We start from the raw sequence: 17,338 nt of genomic DNA, 5'->3' as shown, positions 1-17,338 counted from the left end.
AATGTCACAGCTATTTAAAGATGAGACAAAGTAGTCAAATTAGAAACGCGACGTCATCCTACTCCTTATTACTTCGTTTGCAAGTTGCTATATTTACAAAGTACGCAGACGATAGCCGCCGGCCGGGTGGAGCTGGTCAGGGTTGCGCAGCCCGGTCGGCGGCGGATGGCTCCAGCGGCAAGATAAACTTTAGCTTTGACACCCCGATCACTCCGCCGCCTTCAGCTGCGCAAGGGCTTGCTGGCGCTTGGCGATGACCACCGGATCCTTGGTAAAATCCGTCCTCCGGCCAGGCTTGGTGCCGCGCTTTTGGTAGCCATTGCTTTGGCTGCCGTCGCGTATGCCGAACATGTGGTCCGTCTGGCCGGTGCGGCGCGGCCCGCCCTTGCTGCGCTGTTGCTCTCGTCCGGCCTGCATCTCGGCGACCACGGCCAGCATGTCATCAAGGCGCTTGTTCTCGACCACCTCGGAGCGGTGCACCGACCGTAAGGTGTCGAAGGCTCTGTAGGGCAGGGACGTCCCCTCATGGGTGATCTCGAGGCGGCCGTCGGGATAGTCGCAGACAATGAGCTTCTTGCCGGCGAGCGCCGTGGCGAGGTCGGTCGGATCGAGGATGAACATCACCTTGTCATAGCGCAGCGTCAGCGACTGCGACAGCTTGCGGACCTCCTTGCGGCACATGGCGCCATCGAGGTTCTCATGCGCGGCAAACGGCCGATGCATGTCCTTCGGATTGCGCGGCGCCTTGCCAAAGCGGCGATTGAAGTCGGCCATGAACTCCGGCGCATAGGCATTGGCCGCCGCGATCGAGTCGATGCCGCGCAGCCGCAGTTCCTTGACCAGCCGATCCTGCAGCGTCTGGTTGGCGCGCTCGACGCGCCCCTTGGCCTGCGGGGTATTGGCGCAGATGATGTCGATGTTGAGCTCATAAAGGGCCCGGCCGAACTGCGTCAGGCCACTGGTTCTGTCCTTCTTGGAAGCATGGGTGGTGCGGAAGATGCCATGCTTGTCGCTGTAGAAGGCGATCGGCTTGCCCCATTGCTGCAGATAGGCCTTCGTCGCGTGCAGATAGTCGAAGGTGTTCTCCGATCCGGCGAAGCGCAGATGCAAGAGCTTGCCGGTGGCATCGTCGATATAGACGAGCAGGGCGCATTTGGGTCCGCGGTTCTCGAACCACCAATGAAGCGAGCCGTCGATCTGAACGAGTTCGCCGAAACAATCGCGCCGGCCGCGCGGCTGGAAAACCCGCTTCTTGCGCTCGCGTCGCGACACCCAGATGCCGGCTTCCATCATCCACTGACGCAGCGTCTCCTTGCTGACGGCAATCCGGTGGCGTTCGAGCAGCTTCTCGGCGGCCAACGTCGGTCCAAAATCCAGGTAATGCTCACGCACCAGGTCGAGCACCAGGTTGCGGAAGTCCTCGCTGTAACGCCGGTTGCTCGGACGGCCGCGCTTCTTCGAGACGAGACCGTCGGCGCCGGCCTGGTCATAGGCCTGCAACAGCCGGTGGACCTGACTGCGGCTAAGACGAAGCAACGCGGCCGCCTCGACGACGGTCAGGCTGCGCCCGCGAATCCGCTGGATCAGTTCAAGACGATGCAATTCCTTCTGCGACATGGTGATCAAACAAGACATGACGACTCCGAACGCTCATGGTCTCAACCACGCTTCACCTCGCCAGTCTTCCTTCCAAACGTTGACGTTTGACCAGCATCCCAAGAGGCGACGACTGTCGCATCTCTAACTGGCTCATATGTCGCATCTCTAAACTGCCGCTACATCAACTGTGGCGGCGAGGTTGAAATGTCCGCTGTTGCGCAAAGTAGAAATGTCACTTTGGGCGCGTCTTCAGCCAGTTAGAAATGCGACACTCGACATGTCCACCTGCACTGAGGCAAGCCCCCGACCGGACCGGCTGGGCCGGGTTGCAAGGGAAGGGAGGGGGCGGGTGAGACGCACCATCCGGCTTTAGCTTTGACAGTTGGAGCAGCCGATCATTCCGCCGCATCGAGGTCAGAGAGCGCTTGTCGCCGTCGGGCAATGACGGTGGGGTCGTTCATAAAATCCGCCTTCCGACCCGGCTTGCCGCCCCGCGGCGTGTAGCCGATCTTCTCGCTGTTGGTCTTGACCTTCGGCGTTAGTCGCTGATCCTGACGCTCCTTGATATAGGCCAGCACATCGGAAAGCCGCTTGTTCTCGGTGATCGCCGCATGCGTCACCCGCTGGTCCTTGTCGAACGTCCTGTAGGGCAGGGAATGCCCCTTCCAGCGCACGTCCAGCCGGCCATCGGCGAAGGCATAGGTCTCGACATAACGGCCCACCAACCCACGCGTCACCTCGTTCTCTTCCAGCATGATCCGCTGGCGCTCGAACGAAAACGTCAACTGGGCACCGACATAACGCTGCTCACGTTTGCACAGGACGTCGCGCAGCCGATCCGGGGCAAGGTTCAGCGGCCGATGCAGATCATCGGCCCGGGCAGGGGTAATGGCAAACTGCCGGTTATAGCGCTCCATGAACCTTGGCAGGAAAGCGTTGCCGTCGTCCATGCCGCAGATACCCTCCAGGCGCAGATCCTTGATCAACCGATCCTGGAGCGTCCGGTTCATCCGCTCGACTCGGCCCTTGGCTTGGCTCGAGTTTGCGCAAAGAATCTCGATGTTTAGCTCACAAAGCGCACGCCCGAACTGGGTCATGCCCTGGCCGCCCTTGGCGTCCTTCTTCGCCACCCGGAACACCGAATGCTTGTCGGAATAAAAGGCGACCGGCGCACCATGCGCCTTCAGATAGAGCTCCAGCGCCTCGAAATAGCTGAAGGCGCTTTCCGAGCGTACGAACCGCAACTGCATCAGCTTGCCGGTCGCATCGTCGATGAACACCAGCAATGAACATGGGTCACCGCGATCCTCGAACCAGCGATGCTCGGATCCATCGATCTGCACCAGCTCGCCATAGGCCTCGCGCCGCAATCGCGGCTGATGAAAAGTCCGCCGCTGCTCGCGCGACAGCCACAGGCCGGCCTCCGACATCCATTGGCGCAACGTCTCGCGCGAGACACGCAATCCATCGCGCTCGGCGAGCTTCTCGGCCGCCAGCGTCGGCCCGAAATCCGTATAGCGCTCGCGAACGAGTGCCACTGCATAATCCCGAACACCGTCGCTGATCCGGTTGTTCGATGGCCGGCCGATCGCCTTGTGCCGGATCGACGCCGCACCGCTCGTCTCAATCCGATCCATCAGACGACGTACCTGGCGGGTACTCAGATCAAGCACATGTGCCGCCGACACAAGCGTCATGCGCCCGGCGATCACCTTCGACAAAACTTCTATCCGCTGCAGATCGCGCTCGCTCATCGCAATCAATCCCATCCGCAATCTCCCAGGTCATCGAAAACCCGGGGAGAGTGACATTCTTACTTTGCAGGATCAGGACACTTTAACTTTGCGGCTACATCAACAGATCGCATAACATAGATTATGGAACTCGCGCGCGCGGCTTCGAAGTCGCTGAATCCCACGAAATCAATGCCTTGGAGCCGCATTCTAACGTCGGATATTACGCTTCTTCAGCGGACGGCATCTCGATCTCGAACTCGAGACGCATCATGTCATAAGCTGGTTCGACGTGATCCGGCGTCTCGTTCTGCACCGTTTGATAGTCCAACGGCACATGCATGTGCGTCAGCACGGCGCGCTTCGGCTGAAGCCTCGCGATCCAGCCGAGCGACTGCACCAGCGACAAGTGGCTCGGATGGAATTTGTATTGCAGCGTGTCGAGGACCAGCAGATCGAGGTCGTGCAGTTTCCCGACGGTCTCTGGCGGAAAATCGCTGACATCGCTGCAATAGGCAAAATCGCCAGCTCGAAAACCGAGCGAATGGGTATTGCCGTGAAATTGCATCAACGGCGTGAAAGCAATCGGCCCGCCGGCGCCGTGAACGGTAACCGGCGACAGGTCTTCGGTGATGAGATGCGGCTCAACGATCGGCGGATAGCCGCTTCCTGGCGGCGATTCGACGCAATAGCGAAACCTCTCGCGGATCGCACTCATCGTAGATGCATCCGCCCAGATCGGCACACACCTGCGATTTTCGATCACGAAGCCGCGAAGGTCGTCGATCCCGTGCAGATGATCGGCGTGGGCATGCGTGTAAAGGACGCTGTCGATGTGGCGAACGTCGGCGGCAACCATCTGGGCGCGGAAATCCGGGCCGGTATCAATAACGACGGTCGTCTTGCCGCCGTCCGGTGCGAACTGCTCGACGAGCAGCGCCGCTCGCATCCGGCGGTTGCGCGGATTTGACGGATCGCAGGCTCCCCAATCGCCGGTGATACGCGGTACTCCTGGCGAAGAACCGCATCCGAGGATGGTGAAAACCCGCCGAAATGCCACGTCAGGGCCTCGGCATTTTCGAGAAGATGCGGAAGGCGTTCTCCGTGGTAATCTCGGCAATTTCCGCGGGTGAAACGCCGATCGTTTCCGCCAGCACCTGCGCCGTATGGGCGACAAAGGCCGGCTCGTTACGCTTGCCGCGGAACGGTTTGGGCGCGAGGTAAGGTGCGTCCGTCTCGACGATCATCCGGTCGCGTGGGATCGTCTTCGCGATATCCCTGATCTCCTGCGATTTCGGGAAGGTCAGGATTCCGGAAAAGGACACATAGCCGCCAAGCTCGACGCCAACTCGCGCGAGGTCCGGGCCCGACGAGAAGCAATGGAGCAGGAAAGGGAAGGCCCCCTTCCCGCTTTCTTCGGTCAGGATCGCCGCCATATCTTCGTCCGCCGATCGGCTATGGATGACGAGCGGCAGCCCTGTCTCCCGCGCGGCCGCCATATGGCGGCGCAGGCCTTCTGCCTGCGCGTCGCGCGGTGCGTTGTCGTAGAAATAGTCGAGCCCCGCCTCACCGATCGCAACGACTTTCGGATGCGACGACAGCCGAACGAGGTCTTCGGTGGTGATATCGAGTTCATCATCCGCATTGTGCGGATGGGTACCGACGGAGCAAAACACATTCGGATAGGCTTCGGCGATCGCGATGATCGTGTCGAACCGTTTCACACGCGTCGAAATCGTCACCATCTGCGCCACACCGGCCGCGGCGGCGCGTTCGATAATCGCGTCGCGCTCGGCCTCGAAGTCCGGGAAATCCAGATGGCAATGGGTATCGATCAGCATTCGTTTGACCCGCTTATACTTCCGGCGCCACGTAGCGCGGGAAGACCGGCTTCGGTGCCTCGAGCGGCGTTCCGGAGACGAGACGTCCGGGTTCGCCCAGATGAGCAAAATCACGCTTGTCGGCCGGTACAGCCACGAGGTCGAGAAGCTTGCCTGCCGATTCCGGCATGAAAGGCTGCAGCAGGATCGCAATCTGCCGCACTACTTCGGCCGTGACGTAAAGCACCGTTGCCATCCGCTCCGGGTCCGTCTTCTTCAGAGCCCAGGGTTCCTGACCCGCGAAATAGCGGTCGGTTTCGGAAACGACAGCGATGATTGCGGCGAGCGCGCGGTGGATGAGCTGCTTGCCCATATCCTCGCGCGTCGTCTCGAGCAGGGCATCGGCAGAAGCCAACATTGCCTTGTCCTCGTCCGTGAGCGGCCCGCAAACCGGGATTTGGCCGTCGCAGTTCTTCACGATCATCGACAGCGAACGGCTGGCAAGGTTGCCGATGCCGTTGGCAAGATCGGAGTTGATGCGGATCGCGATCCCCTCCTCGCTGTAGCTGCCGTCCTGGCCGAACGAGACTTCGCGCAGGAAGAAATAGCGAATCTGGTCAAGCCCGAAGTGTTCGACCAGATTGAACGGATCCACGACATTGCCGAGCGACTTCGACATCTTCTCGCCTTTGTTGAGCAGGAAGCCATGGGCGAAGACGCGTTCCGGAAGTGGCAGGCCGGCGGACATCAGGAAGGCCGGCCAGTAGACGGCATGGAAGCGGATGATGTCCTTGCCGATGACATGGATATTCGCCGGCCAGAATTTTGCGCGCGGACCGTTCGGATCGGTCAGGTAGCCTGTGGCGGTGAGGTAGTTCGTCAGCGCGTCCACCCAGACATACATGACGTGGGCTGGATCGTTCGGCACCTTGATGCCCCAATCGAAGGTCGTGCGCGAAACCGAGAGGTCCTTCAGCCCGGACTTGACGAACGAAATGACCTCATTCCGCCGCTCGGCCGGCCCGATGAATTCCGGGTTTTCTTCGTAGTGCTTGAGGAGCTTTTCCTGATAGGCGGAGAGGCGGAAGAAATAGCTCTCCTCCTCCACCCACTCGACCGGCGTCCCCTGCGGCCCATAGCGCACGCCGTCGTTGCGCAGCTCCGTCTCGTTTTCCTGATAATAGGCCTCATCGCGGACGGAGTACCACCCGGCATAGGAATCCTTATAGAGATCGCCCGCCTCGCCCATGCGGATCCAGATCGCCTGCGAGGCCTCATGATGACGCTTCTCGGTGGTACGGATGAAGTCGTCGTTGGAGGCGTTGAGAAGCACAGCCATCTTCTCGAATTCGGCCGAGTTGCGGTCGGCGAGCTCCTGCGCGGAAATGCCTTCCTTCTTCGCCGTCTGCTGCATCTTCTGGCCGTGCTCGTCCGTGCCCGTGAGGAAGAAGACCTCGCGCCCGTCCAGTCGCTGATAGCGCGCCATCGCATCCGTCGCGATCAACTCATAGGCGTGGCCGATGTGCGGCCGGCCGTTCGGATAGGAAATCGCGCTGGTGATGTAGAAGGGGGAAGTATCTCTCATGATGGCTTCGATATATCTCGGATCTTGGACTAGGCAGCTATTAGCGCATCGCCTTCACGTAGGAAACCGCCGCGGCAAGAAAAAGCCCACCCTCAGCCGATGGCAGCGGCAGTCGACCGGCAAATCGGATTGACACAAACAACGATCCGGAACAAAACAGAAACAAATGGAGGGGTGACATGCTCAGCAAGCTCAAGCGACAGTTCGAGGCGGCCTCGGCCGCTTATGCAGTCGAACATGGCATCGTGCGCGACCCGGATTGGTACATCCTGAAACTGCAGGAAGAGGTAGGTGAGCTGACGCAGGCCTGGAACAAGGTAAGCGGCAGGGGCCGCACCCGTGCGATGTCGCCGGAGGAACTAGGCCAATCGCTCGCCGATGAAACCGCGGACCTCCTCGGCCATGTACTCCTTTTCGCCCACCACAACGATTTAGACCTGGCTGCCGCGATCGAGCGAAAATGGAGGTTCGCTCCCGATCTATAGAGCGTCCCTGAGGTCATCGAGCAGCGACAGGATCGTCTGTTTTCGATCGAGATTATAGGCGTCGCTCACCGTCAGGCGCTCCGCGAAAGTACTGGAGAGACTCGCAAGGCGCTCAGCCCTGCCGATATCACCCAAGAGTGCCGCCTCCCGCGCCTGCTGCATGAGGCGCCCGGTTAGCAGGGACGAGAAGAAATCGAATATGGTTTCGCTATCCCTTGCCGCCAGAATATCCGCGAGCTTGTGCATCTGCCGGCGCACCGCAGGTCCCTGCCCCGTGAGGATGTCTTCGAAGGCGGTCGCGATATCGAGGCCGCCGTAATTGATGAGCTTTAGCGCTTCGGCAACGCTGCCGTTTGCCGCGGCGAGAATCCGCTCGACATTCGGCCCCGCCGTGTCGAAGCCAAGATGGGCAAGCGCCTCGCGCATGGCCTCGTGGTCCAGCGGCTTCAGCCGCAGCGGAAGGCAGCGCGAGCGGATGGTCGGCAGAAGTTTTCCGGGCGCATGCGTGAGCACCAGGAACAGCGACCGGCGCGGCGGCTCCTCAAGTATCTTGAGGATGGCATTGGCGGCATTACGGTTGAGATCGTCCGCCGGGTCGATGATAACGATGCGCCAGTTCCCCGTGCCGGACGTCTGGCCGAAGAACTTTCCGACGCGGCGCACTTCATCCACAGTGATCGCTCCCTTTGCCCTACCCGTTTTCTCGTCCACAGGGCGGGTGAGATGAAGCAGGTTGTGCGATGCGCCGGAAGCAAATTGCCGAGTGATAATCGAAGCGGGATCCGGATCGGCGAGCTGATCGGGCGCAGTCGCCGGCTCGGGATTGTTCAGGATGTGGTTCGCGAAGCGAAAGGCAAGCGTCGCCTTGCCGATGCCCTCCGGTCCCTCGATGAGGATCGCATGATGGCCTTTGCCAGACTTGTAGCTCTGCGCCAGAAATTCCTCTGCCTGATGATGGCCGAACAGCTTGCTGTTTTCGGCAGGGGCCACGGCCCCTTCCAGCACACCGGTACGTTCCATTGTCATGACGCAGCGTCCGCGTTTGCCGACCGTGGCTCGTCACCGTCCTGCAGCAACGCCTCCATGATCTCGCGCACCTCGGCGGCTATGACGTCCGGCGGCCGTGCGGCATCGACGACCCGACAACGCCGAGGGTCAGCCTCTGCAATGTCGAGGAAGGCCTCGCGCCGTTTCTCGTGCGTTTCGAGCTGCTCCTTCTCGAAACGATCGGGACTGCCGCTGGCAGCGCGCCGACGCGCGCGTTCGAGCCCAACGGTGGCAGGCAGGTCGAAAATGATTGTTCGGTCCGGTGTCACACCATTGATAGCCACGCGTTCGAGCGTTTCCACGAAGGCTGGCTCGAGATTGCCGGTGATGCCCTGGTAGACGCGCGCGGAATCCATGAAGCGATCGCACAGGACGATGGTTCCCTTCTGGAGCGCCGGCCGGATCACCTCTTCGACGTGGTCGCTGCGCGCGGCCGCGAAAAGAATCGCCTCCATGCGAATGCCGAAAGACTCAGCCGCCCCCGAGAGTAGCACGTGGCGCACCGCCTCTGCGCCAACGGAGCCGCCAGGCTCCCGCGTCGTCAGCACATCGTAGCCACGCGCCCGCAGCGAATCGGCGAGCAGGCGCATCTGGGTCGACTTGCCGGCCCCTTCCCCGCCCTCAAACGTTACAAACAAACCCTTCGTCAGCGACATGCGTTCCCAAATCGGCCCACTGTTTCCTTGATCGTAGCCGATCTAAGGAAACATGCAGCAATTCAAAGCGCTACGGCGTCCTTTTACGCGTCTGATGAGGCGCGTGCCACTGTAGCTATCGGCCCTGTTTAGCCGATTGGTTCGCCGGAAGGAACGGGCGCGCGTGCATTTGTTAGAGCCAGAAGAAGAGAAGCTCCTGAAGCGCGTCGACCGCGCGGCTGGTCAGCGTACCAACCTCGACGGCGCTGCCGGTCTTCAGCGGCACTTCCACCAGCAGCCGCTCGCCATTCCAGAGTTTGACGACGCCGACCTCTTGACCGGCGGCGACCGGCGCATTGAGCGGCCACTTGTACACGATGCGCGCGGTCAGCCGTTCAGCATTGTTGGCCGGGAGAAGTACATCGATCGGCCCGCCCGCGACAAGGGCAACATGCGATGCCGCACCGCCATAAACGCTCGCTTCGCCGATGGTCTCTCCGTCGGCAAAAATCCGCCGCTTCTCGAAAGCCGTCATCGCCCAATCGAGCACTTTGCGGCTTTCTTCCGTGCGTTCCTTGTCGGTTTCCAGCCCGCCCATCGCGAGATAAACGCGACGGTCGCCGCGCTGCATCGATGCTGCGACCGAGAAGCCGAAACCTTCAGCAAATCCGGTAGCGAGGCCATCGACGCCGACGTTGGCGGCAATCAGCGGGTTGCGATTGCGTTGAAGGATTTTGTTCCATTCGAACTCGGGCTGGGAATAGAGCCGGTAGAAGTTCGGGTGAGCTTCGCGCAGATGCCGCGCCAGCGTCACCAGTTCCCGCATCGTCACCTTGTTGGCAGGATCCGGAAGACCGGTGGCGTTGTTGAAGGTCGCAACGGGCATGCCGAGCTCGCGCGCCCGCGCCGTCATGCGCTTGGCAAAGGCAGCCTCGCTGCCGGTCATGCCCTCCGCGAGGATGATGCAGGCATCATTCGCCAGTTGTACGGTCGCGCCTTGAATGAGGTCAGCAACGCGGATCCTCGACTTGATGGCGGCAAACATCGTGGAGGTGCCGGACGGTGCGCCCCCCGTCCGCCAAGCGTGTTCGGAGACCTCGTATGTCGTCTCCGGGCTTAGCTCGCCCTTGTCCAGTGCCTCGAAGACCACCTCCATCGCCATCAGCTTGGCAAGCGATGCCGGCGGCACGGGTTCGTCTTCGCCGCGCGCGAAGAGCACTGTGCCGGTCTCCCCATCGACGAGGTAGATCTGCTTCGCCTTAGTATCGAATGCGGGCGTCTGCGCGACCGCATTTGTCGAGACGGTCGCCGCAAGAAAGGCCACGACCGCGAGCAACTTTATGCGCATGAGAAACTCCGGCTTCTTCATGGGCATAGCAGCGCGCGCAAGCCTCTTCAACCAGTGTTAGAGCGGAACACCGTCCCTGTTCTGGCGCTTAGCATAGGCGATGATGGAATCGGCCGTCAGTGGGTTCGTGTCGACCATGATCGCCTCGAATGGCGAAGCCTTGTCGCTGACGCGGACTTCCACATAGGCGGCGGCATAGGCCATGTTCCCGTCAGGCATCGGGATCAGCTCCGGCCGCTCTCTCGGAATCGGCCCGATCTCCGGGAGTGCGACAAATTCGCCGAAAGAGGACGGCATGGCGACCTGCGGCGCCGGCTCGGCCAGCGCCGTCACCGGAATGCCCGCATCCAGCATCGACCGCTGAGGGACCGGCACGCGGGCGAGGTCCGGCACCTGGTTGCGGAACGGCTCGTTCGACGCAACCATGACCCCCGTCGCGATCTGTCCTTCCGGCATCACGCCGGGGCTGCGGTCACCCTTCCTGACATATGAGGCCATCAGATAGGGCATGTCGTTGCCTTCGAGCGGCGCGCGACCGACATATTGCACGCGCACCTTGGCACTGCCCCTGCCCTTGATGTCCAGCATGTCGGCTGTCTTCGAGGAGACGTCGATAATGCGGCCATACTCGTACGGGCCGCGGTCGTTCACGCGAACGATGACCGAAGTGCCATTTTCAAGATTGGTGACGCGGGCATAGCTCGGCAGCGGGAACGTCGGGTGCGCGGCAGACAAGTGATACTTGTCGTAGACTTCGCCGTTCGCCGTCAGTCGCCCGTGAAAGGCGGAGCCGTACCAGGAAGCGACACCAACCTTGTTGTAGCCGAAATCCTCCTTCGGCTGGTACCACTTGCCCTTGACCTGATAGGCCTTGCCAACCTGGTAGCGCCCGCCGCCCTTCGGAATGTTCCGACCGTCCGCGACCCGCGGGCTCGCTTTGACGCCGTAAACAGACTCAGCAAAGTATTCCTTGCTCCGCGCCTTGCTTGTCTTGACGTTCGAGGCCGAACCACAGGCTGCCAGCGTCGCGCAAAGCAACGGAACCGCAGCAACACGTAGCCCCCTCGAAAGAAGTGCCGCATTTCTTCTAAAAATCATCTGTCCCCAATATCGTTCGCAAAGCCGTATTTCGAAAACATTCCGCTCTAGCCCCCGCGGAAAGCTCGGCGTCTCGAAACGAGACAGTCGATTAATCATGTCAGCAAGACGGCAAAATTGCGAACAGGAACCCAGAACCGCGGCAAAAATCTTCCGCTATGGTTTACAAATCGTATAAATCGATCCGCGAACCTTTCGCGCGCCGCCTTCGCGCCTCTTGGCGGGACGCGAGAAATCACGCCAAGCTTGCCCAGGCAGCAAAGCAGTTGAGGCTCGACGTCGGGTCGGAGCACGTTGACGCGGCGATCAAAGCTGCTAAAAAGCCAGCCGTCGAGTGATTGAGTAGCAAAACGGTCGCAATTGCCGTTTTCGGGAAATCAACAGCCTTTGTATTTCTCAGTCTTTTCAATCGACTGGAGGAGTGGCCGAGCGGTTTAAGGCACCGGTCTTGAAAACCGGCGTGCGTGAAAGCGTACCGTGGGTTCGAATCCCACCTCCTCCGCCATCACATTGAAATCATAGCTTTTTCAAGATTTCTCACGAGAAACGGCTGGCATCAAAGGCAACACGGCCCGGCGCCCCTTCGAGCGCAGCGATCTTGTCGAAGGGTGAATCGTTTCGCCACTTTCAGTCGCAACAGTTGCGACGTCGCTCTATCCTGCAGGTGCCGTCGGCTAGAAGTTAAAATAGATGCTGACTCCAGACCGCCGATGATAGTGGTAGTAGTCAGGATAGCCATAATACCCGTATTGGCGAGGATAGCACCGGCCATAGTAGCGGCAGGCACCCCATGCGTACCGCCGATGCCAGTAGCGATCAGCGCGCCAATGACGATAGCGCATGTGCCTGACCTGTTCGACAGGGCCAGCCTGTACGATGTCGGGTTTCGGCACGAAGATCGGCGCCGCGTTTAGCGGTAGAGCGAAAGACGCGGCCAGGACTGCCGCGGTGAGGACGGATGAGAGCTTCTTCATGGTCAACTCCTCCTCTCTGCGTATCAGCTTGAGCCACCGAGCCTGAACCTCCGATGAACGGCGGCACGCTCGGCTGTCGGCGATTTTGCGAGTGGCAACCGACCGCACGCCTAGCATTGGCGACGGCGAACGCGCCCGGGGCAGGTGCAAGGGATCCAATACGATCCACAAAACCGATCGCCTCTTGGAGGTCGCAGGAAGGCGCGCAGCGGTCAGGGTGTCGAAACCCCGACTTGCCACTGTCATAATCAACGCGTACATTCAGTTGCAGAACGTCCCCCGTGCTGTTGACCACGGATGTACTGGCAACGGCATGGGGTGACGACGAGAGGTCGGGTCCGCCCGGCCTTTTTGTTGCTTGTGGCGTCCTTGCCGTCAGTCGCTCCGGGCTTGCGCCATACAGCTTGTGTTATAGCATGGCGCTGGGTCGTGGCGCGTCGACCGCCGAAACAGGCGGGGCCCGTGCTTCATCGGACAGGTCCCCGCCCTAAATCGCTTCTAAAATAATTAGGTTCTTGTGGGTGCATTGCCGACAACCCCCAAAAACCTAGGGTATCGTCGTCTTCGATCTATGGGACCTTAGTCCGGCACAATGTCGCCAAAGGTCGCAATCGGATTGCCATATGTTTCTGCCGACGCGCGGCGCCGCACTATCCGGCCCTCGCCCGTTCCGATCGCGCGATCCCCTAGGCTCAAGACCTAATCCCCTTTCGCGAATAGCACGGCGAGCCCGCCCGCTGTATCATGCCGGCCATGCTCCTCGCGGGACGCGAGTTGAGCAAGGGAGGACGAGCCATGCGTATGACTTCGGTACTGCGTTTGCTGCGAACAGTCTGTCTCGCGGCGGGCGCTTCTTTCATATCTGCACCGCTGGTGAATGCAAATGACCCACTTCCGCCCGAGCTGGAGAAGCTGAAATCAGCACTTGAGAAATACAAGGATCCCGTTGTCGCCGTGCGCGACGGCTATTTCTCGACCTTGGGATGTGTCTCGTACGCGACGGGCACGATGGGGGTACACTTTCTGAACCCCGCGCTGATCGGCCCGGAGCCGGATCCAATGAAGCCGACTTTGCTGGTGTATGAGCCAACTGGCGACAAGCTCGAGCTCGTTGCCGTCGAATGGCTGATCCCGCTTGCCACGGGCGTCAAGCCGAATCCCGAACTGTTCGGGCATCCCTTCGACGGACCCATGGAGGGGCATGAACCGCTGCTGCCGGCGGCGCTCCACCATTACGACCTGCATGCGTGGATCTTCAAGCCGAACCCGCTCGGCCTGTTCCACCCGGTGAACCCGGACGTCAAGTGTCCTGAGGGACCCTATACTTTTCTGGAAGAGCCGCCGAAGATGATACCTCATCCAGCCTCGAGCAAATAAGGATCGTTGGCACAGGCAGGTTCCGGGAGTCCCCGACCGGCCAAAAGCCTCCGCGCCGACCGGAGCGAGGCGCGGGAGCGATAGCGTTCGAGAAGGCGCGAGTGCATTCGCTTCGCGGCGCGGACATTTGCGCTTTGAGGACACGGTAGCCGCAAGTGCCATTTGCGGCAACGCGGATATGCCCCGAAGACCGGCAACTGCATGTTCCCTAAATCGCAGCGGATTTGAGGATAAAACGTGCGCAAACTCAATGCATTGCAGCGGCCTTCGCGCGTCCGATTGGACGCGCGGCGCCATAGTAATGCGGGCTGTTTCCCGTTCGCGCCCCCTCAAAAAGCGCGTAGACTGCTCCCACCGGCAGATTTGCCCCAAAGAGGAGATCGGCCATGAACCCTTTCAACAACTTCCGGGATTACCCCATTCTTCCCGGTGAAGTCGCGATCCTCGAAGGCGTGCTGCACAAGGCCCTCGAAGAACGCAACCTGGCGATGGGCAGCGAGGAGGCTGAAGAAGTCGCCCAGAGGATCGCCAAGCTTTACCAGGCCGGCGTCAAGGACCCGGAGCAGATTTGGCAGATGATCCGCACAATCTAGCGCATCGGCGCGAATATCGGACCCGATTTTCGGAAAGCACGATGCGTGGAATCAAAGAGCTACAGCGTCATTTGTGCGTCCTAAAGGACGCACGGCGCTGTAGCGAACGGTGAGTATCAACTCAGTCGCAGATCGCGATCACCTTGTTCTCGGGGAAAGACGCGCGGACGCGGTCGCCACGGTTGAGGCCGATCGAGGGATGCGTGCGAGCAATCAGACTTTGATCTCCATCGACGCCGATCGTGTACTCCGCGACCTCTCCCAGGAAGACCTTGCCCTGGACGAGGCCGCTGACGCTGTTCGGCGCCGCCTCACTCGCACTGCCGTTGAGCGGCTGGAGCTCGATATTCTCCGGCCGGATGACGAAGGAGATCTGATGGCCGGCAGTCATGCTTGAGGAAAACATGCATCTGATCGCGCCGATCGACGTGTGAACGGCGGCGATGTCACCTGCCCTCACCTGACTTGCGAGCTTGCCGCGCAGAAGATTTGTCCGGCCGATGAAGTTTGCGACGAACTCGCATCTTGGCCTGTCGTAGATATCGATAGGCGTTCCCATCTGCGCGATCACGCCATTGTTGAGCACCGCCACCCGGTCGGAGAGCGCCATTGCCTCGCTCTGGTCATGCGTCACGTAGATCGTCGTGACCCCCCATTCGGTCTGCAGGCGCTTGATTTCCGAACGCATCTGCTCGCGAAGCAGCGCATCGAGGTTGCTGAGCGGCTCGTCGAGCAGGAGCAGCTTCGGCTCGCGCACCAGGGCGCGGGCGAGCGCCAGGCGCTGCTGCTGCCCGCCTGAAAGCTTCGTGGCCGACCGGTTGCGGTATTCGGACAGTCCGACCATTTCGAGTGAGCGCATCACGCGGGATTCGATCGCCTCGCGCGCAAGATGACCGTTGCGGCGGGTGCGCAAGGGATAGGCTGCATTCTCGAAGACGCTCATATGCGGCCAGATCGCATAGGACTGAAAGACCATGCCGATGTCGCGCTCGTACATCGGCAACTGTATGTCGGAACGGCTGTCGAAGAGGTCGCGGCCGTCAAGCTGGATCAGACCGCTGTCGGGATGTTCGAGACCCGCTATCGACCGCAGCGTCGTCGTCTTGCCGCAACCGGAAGGGCCGAGAAGCGTGAACAGCTCGCCCTCCTTGACGTCGAAGCTGACGCCGGACACCCCGCCTTTTCGCTCCCCCGCTTCGTTGATGTATTGTTTTACGAGATTACCAACTCTCAGCATATTCCACCTCCCTGGGATGCAACTAAGCGGTGAGGATCCGGAAACGGCGCGCCACCAGATAGAAGCATCCGCTAACGCATGTCATGAGGGCAACCCAGACCGTGCCCATGGCGGCGAGCTCGGTCACCTGCCCGTTCTGCCAGAGATCGAACAGGCTCACGGCGACGAGCGAGCTTCCGGGTCCGACGAGAAGAAGCGGCAGTGACATGGCCCGCACCGCAAGCAGGAAGACGAACAGCCAGCAACTGATCATCGAGGCCGAAAGCAGCGGCAGGACGATCCTGAGGAAGGTCTGCATCTGCGGCGCACCCGAAGCTGTCGAAGCCTCTTCGAGATCGGAGTGGATCTGCAGCACTCCGGCATAGGCGTAGCGCATGCCGTAGGGCAGATAAGCGACGGCCGAAGCGACGATCACCGAGGTCAGCGTTCCATAGAACGGGAACGGCAGGTTGACAAAGACCTGCAGGAAAGCGACGCCCATGACGATCGATGGGAACGTCAGCGGCGCGGTGGCGAGCTGATCAAGCACCCATGCCGCAGGTTTGCGGCGAACGGCAAGCCAGGCGCAAAGGGCCGTGAAGGGCACGACAATGCTTGCCGTGACCGTCCCGAGCACCAGCGTGTTGACGAGCGTCGAGCGGAAAAAGCCTGGGCCGATCACGGTCGCATAATTCTTCAACGTCCAGCGCGAGAGGCTGGCGACATTGAAACTCCCGAAGAAGGGTTTGAAGGACACGAAGACTATGATCGCCAGCGGCAGTCCGATGACGAAGAGCAGGATGGCGATGAGCACCAGCATGCTGGCATAGCGGCCACGACCGAGATCGATCACCCGCGGACGGTATCCCTTGCCGGTTATCGTCTGGTAGCGGTGGGCGTGCCGGGAAAGCCGCCCGTAGAAATAGAGAAGGCAGGCAAGGAAGGCGAGCAGACAGACGGAGTAGGCTCCGGCCTGGCCGAAATTCGGCGGCGTCGTCGCGCGCGAACTCTGGTAGATGCTCGTGCTCAAGACCTCGATATTGCCGGCGAGGCCGACGATCGCCGGCACCTCGAAGGATTCGAAAGCGCGGATGAAGCTTAAGAGCAGCAGCGCCAGCACGCCGGGCATCCCCATCCTGAGGGTTATCTTCCAGAATGTCGTGACCGGCCCTGCCCCGCTCATCATCGATGCTTCTTCGAAGGCGGCATCCGTCGAACGAAGGACCGCCGACATCATCAGGAAGGTCAGCGGCACGAATCCGACGCCTTCGATCAGGATCATGCCGGGCAGCGAATACACGTCGAACGACGGCGCCGTCGCCCCGAAGATCGCCTTCAGCATTTGGTTGAACGGGCCCGATTTGCCAAGGATCATGAGCCAGGCAACGGTGTAGAGAACATGCGGGATCGCAAGCGAAATGACGGCACCGAGGAAGGCATACTTGCGCCCCGGAGTATTGGTCCGTTCGACGATGATGGCGAGCACGGTACCAAGGACGATCCCGACGCAGGCGGACCCAAGCGAGTAGACGGCCGTGTGCATGAGACTTCGCAGGAAATAGGGATTGCGAAGGAGATCGGCAAAAAACTCAAAGGTGAACTGATCGAAAGAACCGTCGAAATTCGTCGTGTAGAGGCTCGAGGCGACCAGATAGGCGGCCGGCGGGATGATGAGCACCAGCAGGATGGCGGCCAGGACGAGCACGACGGGCGAAAAATTGATCTTCCTGACTGTCGGCACCGTTACGGCGGATAATTGAAGCGTTTTCATATCGCTCTGAACTTTCTCGTCTATTGCCGGTCAGAGAGGCCGCCCCAATCGGCGGCC

15 protein-coding genes and 1 tRNA gene are annotated in these 17,338 nt (G+C 60.7%); 4 read left to right on the top strand and 12 right to left on the bottom strand.

The annotated features are described in order from the left end of the window. Nucleotides 1–207: 207 nt before the first annotated feature. The 5 genes from GHK62_RS19915 to metG all read right to left on the bottom strand — a co-directional run bounded on the left by GHK62_RS19915 (nt 208) and on the right by metG (nt 6,737). Complete coding sequence (locus GHK62_RS19915; RefSeq protein WP_153437736.1) at nt 208–1,635, bottom strand: ISNCY family transposase; 1,428 nt, start codon at nt 1,633–1,635, stop codon at nt 208–210. A 359-nt stretch (nt 1,636–1,994) separates the two neighbouring features. Next, nucleotides 1,995–3,368, bottom strand: coding sequence for an ISNCY family transposase (locus tag GHK62_RS19910; protein WP_153439248.1), 1,374 nt, complete (start codon nt 3,366–3,368; stop codon nt 1,995–1,997). 187 nt (nt 3,369–3,555) lie between these two features. Next, nucleotides 3,556–4,392, bottom strand: coding sequence for an MBL fold metallo-hydrolase (locus GHK62_RS19905; protein ID WP_184109028.1), 837 nt, complete (start codon nt 4,390–4,392; stop codon nt 3,556–3,558). A gap of 1 nt (nt 4,393) precedes the next feature. Beyond that, entirely contained in the window at nt 4,394–5,173 is a 780-nt protein-coding gene (locus GHK62_RS19900) for a TatD family hydrolase (protein ID WP_153440841.1), read from the bottom strand. Nucleotides 5,174–5,186: 13 nt separating this feature from the next. Beyond that, on the bottom strand, nt 5,187–6,737 hold the full coding sequence (gene metG / locus GHK62_RS19895) for a methionine--tRNA ligase (protein ID WP_153440840.1): 1,551 nt from the start codon (nt 6,735–6,737) through the stop codon (nt 5,187–5,189). 179 nt (nt 6,738–6,916) lie between these two features. Between metG and GHK62_RS19890 the strand changes: the two genes are divergently transcribed. Further along, nucleotides 6,917–7,222: a nucleoside triphosphate pyrophosphohydrolase family protein gene (locus GHK62_RS19890; protein WP_153440839.1), complete on the top strand. Its 306-nt coding sequence runs from the start codon at nt 6,917–6,919 to the stop codon at nt 7,220–7,222. Here GHK62_RS19890 and GHK62_RS19885 read toward each other — a convergent pair. The 4 genes from GHK62_RS19885 to GHK62_RS19870 all read right to left on the bottom strand — a co-directional run bounded on the left by GHK62_RS19885 (nt 7,217) and on the right by GHK62_RS19870 (nt 11,350). Then, complete coding sequence (locus tag GHK62_RS19885; RefSeq protein ID WP_153440838.1) at nt 7,217–8,248, bottom strand: DNA polymerase III subunit delta'; 1,032 nt, start codon at nt 8,246–8,248, stop codon at nt 7,217–7,219. The two genes, GHK62_RS19890 and GHK62_RS19885, sit on opposite strands and share 6 nt — an antisense overlap. Beyond that, on the bottom strand, nt 8,245–8,925 hold the full coding sequence (tmk, locus tag GHK62_RS19880; RefSeq protein ID WP_153440837.1) for a dTMP kinase: 681 nt from the start codon (nt 8,923–8,925) through the stop codon (nt 8,245–8,247). The genes GHK62_RS19885 and tmk overlap by 4 nt, the downstream gene beginning before the upstream one ends. 172 nt (nt 8,926–9,097) lie before the next feature. Next, nucleotides 9,098–10,252 (bottom strand): D-alanyl-D-alanine carboxypeptidase family protein, encoded by a 1,155-nt coding sequence (locus GHK62_RS19875; RefSeq protein ID WP_153440836.1) that lies wholly within the window; start codon nt 10,250–10,252, stop codon nt 9,098–9,100. A 57-nt stretch (nt 10,253–10,309) separates the two neighbouring features. Beyond that, nucleotides 10,310–11,350 carry a septal ring lytic transglycosylase RlpA family protein gene (locus GHK62_RS19870; RefSeq protein ID WP_153440835.1) on the bottom strand — a complete coding sequence of 347 codons (1,041 nt, stop codon included), beginning with the start codon at nt 11,348–11,350 and terminating at the stop codon, nt 10,310–10,312. 415 nt (nt 11,351–11,765) lie between these two features. On the opposite strand from GHK62_RS19870, the gene GHK62_RS19865 reads away from it, so the two are divergent. Next, nucleotides 11,766–11,855, top strand: a tRNA-Ser gene (locus GHK62_RS19865). A 169-nt stretch (nt 11,856–12,024) separates the two neighbouring features. Here the strand turns inward: GHK62_RS19865 and GHK62_RS19860 are convergent. After that, complete coding sequence (locus GHK62_RS19860) at nt 12,025–12,324, bottom strand: hypothetical protein (RefSeq protein WP_153440834.1); 300 nt, start codon at nt 12,322–12,324, stop codon at nt 12,025–12,027. A 795-nt stretch (nt 12,325–13,119) separates the two neighbouring features. Here GHK62_RS19860 and GHK62_RS19855 point away from each other — a divergent pair. Both GHK62_RS19855 and GHK62_RS19850 read left to right on the top strand, forming a co-directional pair. Next, entirely contained in the window at nt 13,120–13,701 is a 582-nt protein-coding gene (locus GHK62_RS19855; protein ID WP_153440833.1) for a hypothetical protein, read from the top strand. Nucleotides 13,702–14,087: 386 nt separating this feature from the next. Next, nucleotides 14,088–14,294, top strand: coding sequence for a Rossmann-fold NAD(P)-binding domain-containing protein (locus GHK62_RS19850; protein ID WP_153440832.1), 207 nt, complete (start codon nt 14,088–14,090; stop codon nt 14,292–14,294). A 121-nt stretch (nt 14,295–14,415) separates the two neighbouring features. Here the strand turns inward: GHK62_RS19850 and GHK62_RS19845 are convergent, their stop codons facing one another. Beyond that, nucleotides 14,416–15,531 carry an ABC transporter ATP-binding protein gene (locus tag GHK62_RS19845; protein WP_153440831.1) on the bottom strand — a complete coding sequence of 372 codons (1,116 nt, stop codon included), beginning with the start codon at nt 15,529–15,531 and terminating at the stop codon, nt 14,416–14,418. Between the two features lie 22 nt (nt 15,532–15,553). After that, complete coding sequence (locus tag GHK62_RS19840; protein ID WP_153440830.1) at nt 15,554–17,281, bottom strand: ABC transporter permease; 1,728 nt, start codon at nt 17,279–17,281, stop codon at nt 15,554–15,556. Nucleotides 17,282–17,338 lie beyond the last annotated feature (57 nt).

Origin of the sequence: Sinorhizobium terangae, from assembly GCF_009601505.1 — a bacterium.
Classification (GTDB): domain Bacteria; phylum Pseudomonadota; class Alphaproteobacteria; order Rhizobiales; family Rhizobiaceae; genus Sinorhizobium; species Sinorhizobium terangae.
Note: the sequence above shows the minus strand (reverse complement) of the source record. Positions and strands in the feature narration are given on the sequence as shown.

What these genes read in the sequence shown, in the direction of transcription:
- GHK62_RS19915 (WP_153437736.1), bottom strand. Translation starts at nt 1,635, where the DNA reads ATGTCTTGTTTGATCACCATGTCGCAGAAGGAATTGCATCGTCTTGAA.
- GHK62_RS19900 (WP_153440841.1), bottom strand. Translation starts at nt 5,173, where the DNA reads ATGCTGATCGATACCCATTGCCATCTGGATTTCCCGGACTTCGAGGCC.
- GHK62_RS19910 (WP_153439248.1), bottom strand. Translation starts at nt 3,368, where the DNA reads ATGGGATTGATTGCGATGAGCGAGCGCGATCTGCAGCGGATAGAAGTT.
- GHK62_RS19875 (WP_153440836.1), bottom strand. Translation starts at nt 10,252, where the DNA reads ATGCGCATAAAGTTGCTCGCGGTCGTGGCCTTTCTTGCGGCGACCGTC.
- GHK62_RS19885 (WP_153440838.1), bottom strand. Translation starts at nt 8,248, where the DNA reads ATGACAATGGAACGTACCGGTGTGCTGGAAGGGGCCGTGGCCCCTGCC.
- GHK62_RS19840 (WP_153440830.1), bottom strand. Translation starts at nt 17,281, where the DNA reads ATGAAAACGCTTCAATTATCCGCCGTAACGGTGCCGACAGTCAGGAAG.
- GHK62_RS19845 (WP_153440831.1), bottom strand. Translation starts at nt 15,531, where the DNA reads ATGCTGAGAGTTGGTAATCTCGTAAAACAATACATCAACGAAGCGGGG.
- GHK62_RS19890 (WP_153440839.1), top strand. Translation starts at nt 6,917, where the DNA reads ATGCTCAGCAAGCTCAAGCGACAGTTCGAGGCGGCCTCGGCCGCTTAT.
- GHK62_RS19855 (WP_153440833.1), top strand. Translation starts at nt 13,120, where the DNA reads ATGCGTATGACTTCGGTACTGCGTTTGCTGCGAACAGTCTGTCTCGCG.
- tmk (WP_153440837.1), bottom strand. Translation starts at nt 8,925, where the DNA reads ATGTCGCTGACGAAGGGTTTGTTTGTAACGTTTGAGGGCGGGGAAGGG.
- GHK62_RS19860 (WP_153440834.1), bottom strand. Translation starts at nt 12,324, where the DNA reads ATGAAGAAGCTCTCATCCGTCCTCACCGCGGCAGTCCTGGCCGCGTCT.
- GHK62_RS19870 (WP_153440835.1), bottom strand. Translation starts at nt 11,350, where the DNA reads ATGATTTTTAGAAGAAATGCGGCACTTCTTTCGAGGGGGCTACGTGTT.
- GHK62_RS19850 (WP_153440832.1), top strand. Translation starts at nt 14,088, where the DNA reads ATGAACCCTTTCAACAACTTCCGGGATTACCCCATTCTTCCCGGTGAA.
- metG (WP_153440840.1), bottom strand. Translation starts at nt 6,737, where the DNA reads ATGAGAGATACTTCCCCCTTCTACATCACCAGCGCGATTTCCTATCCG.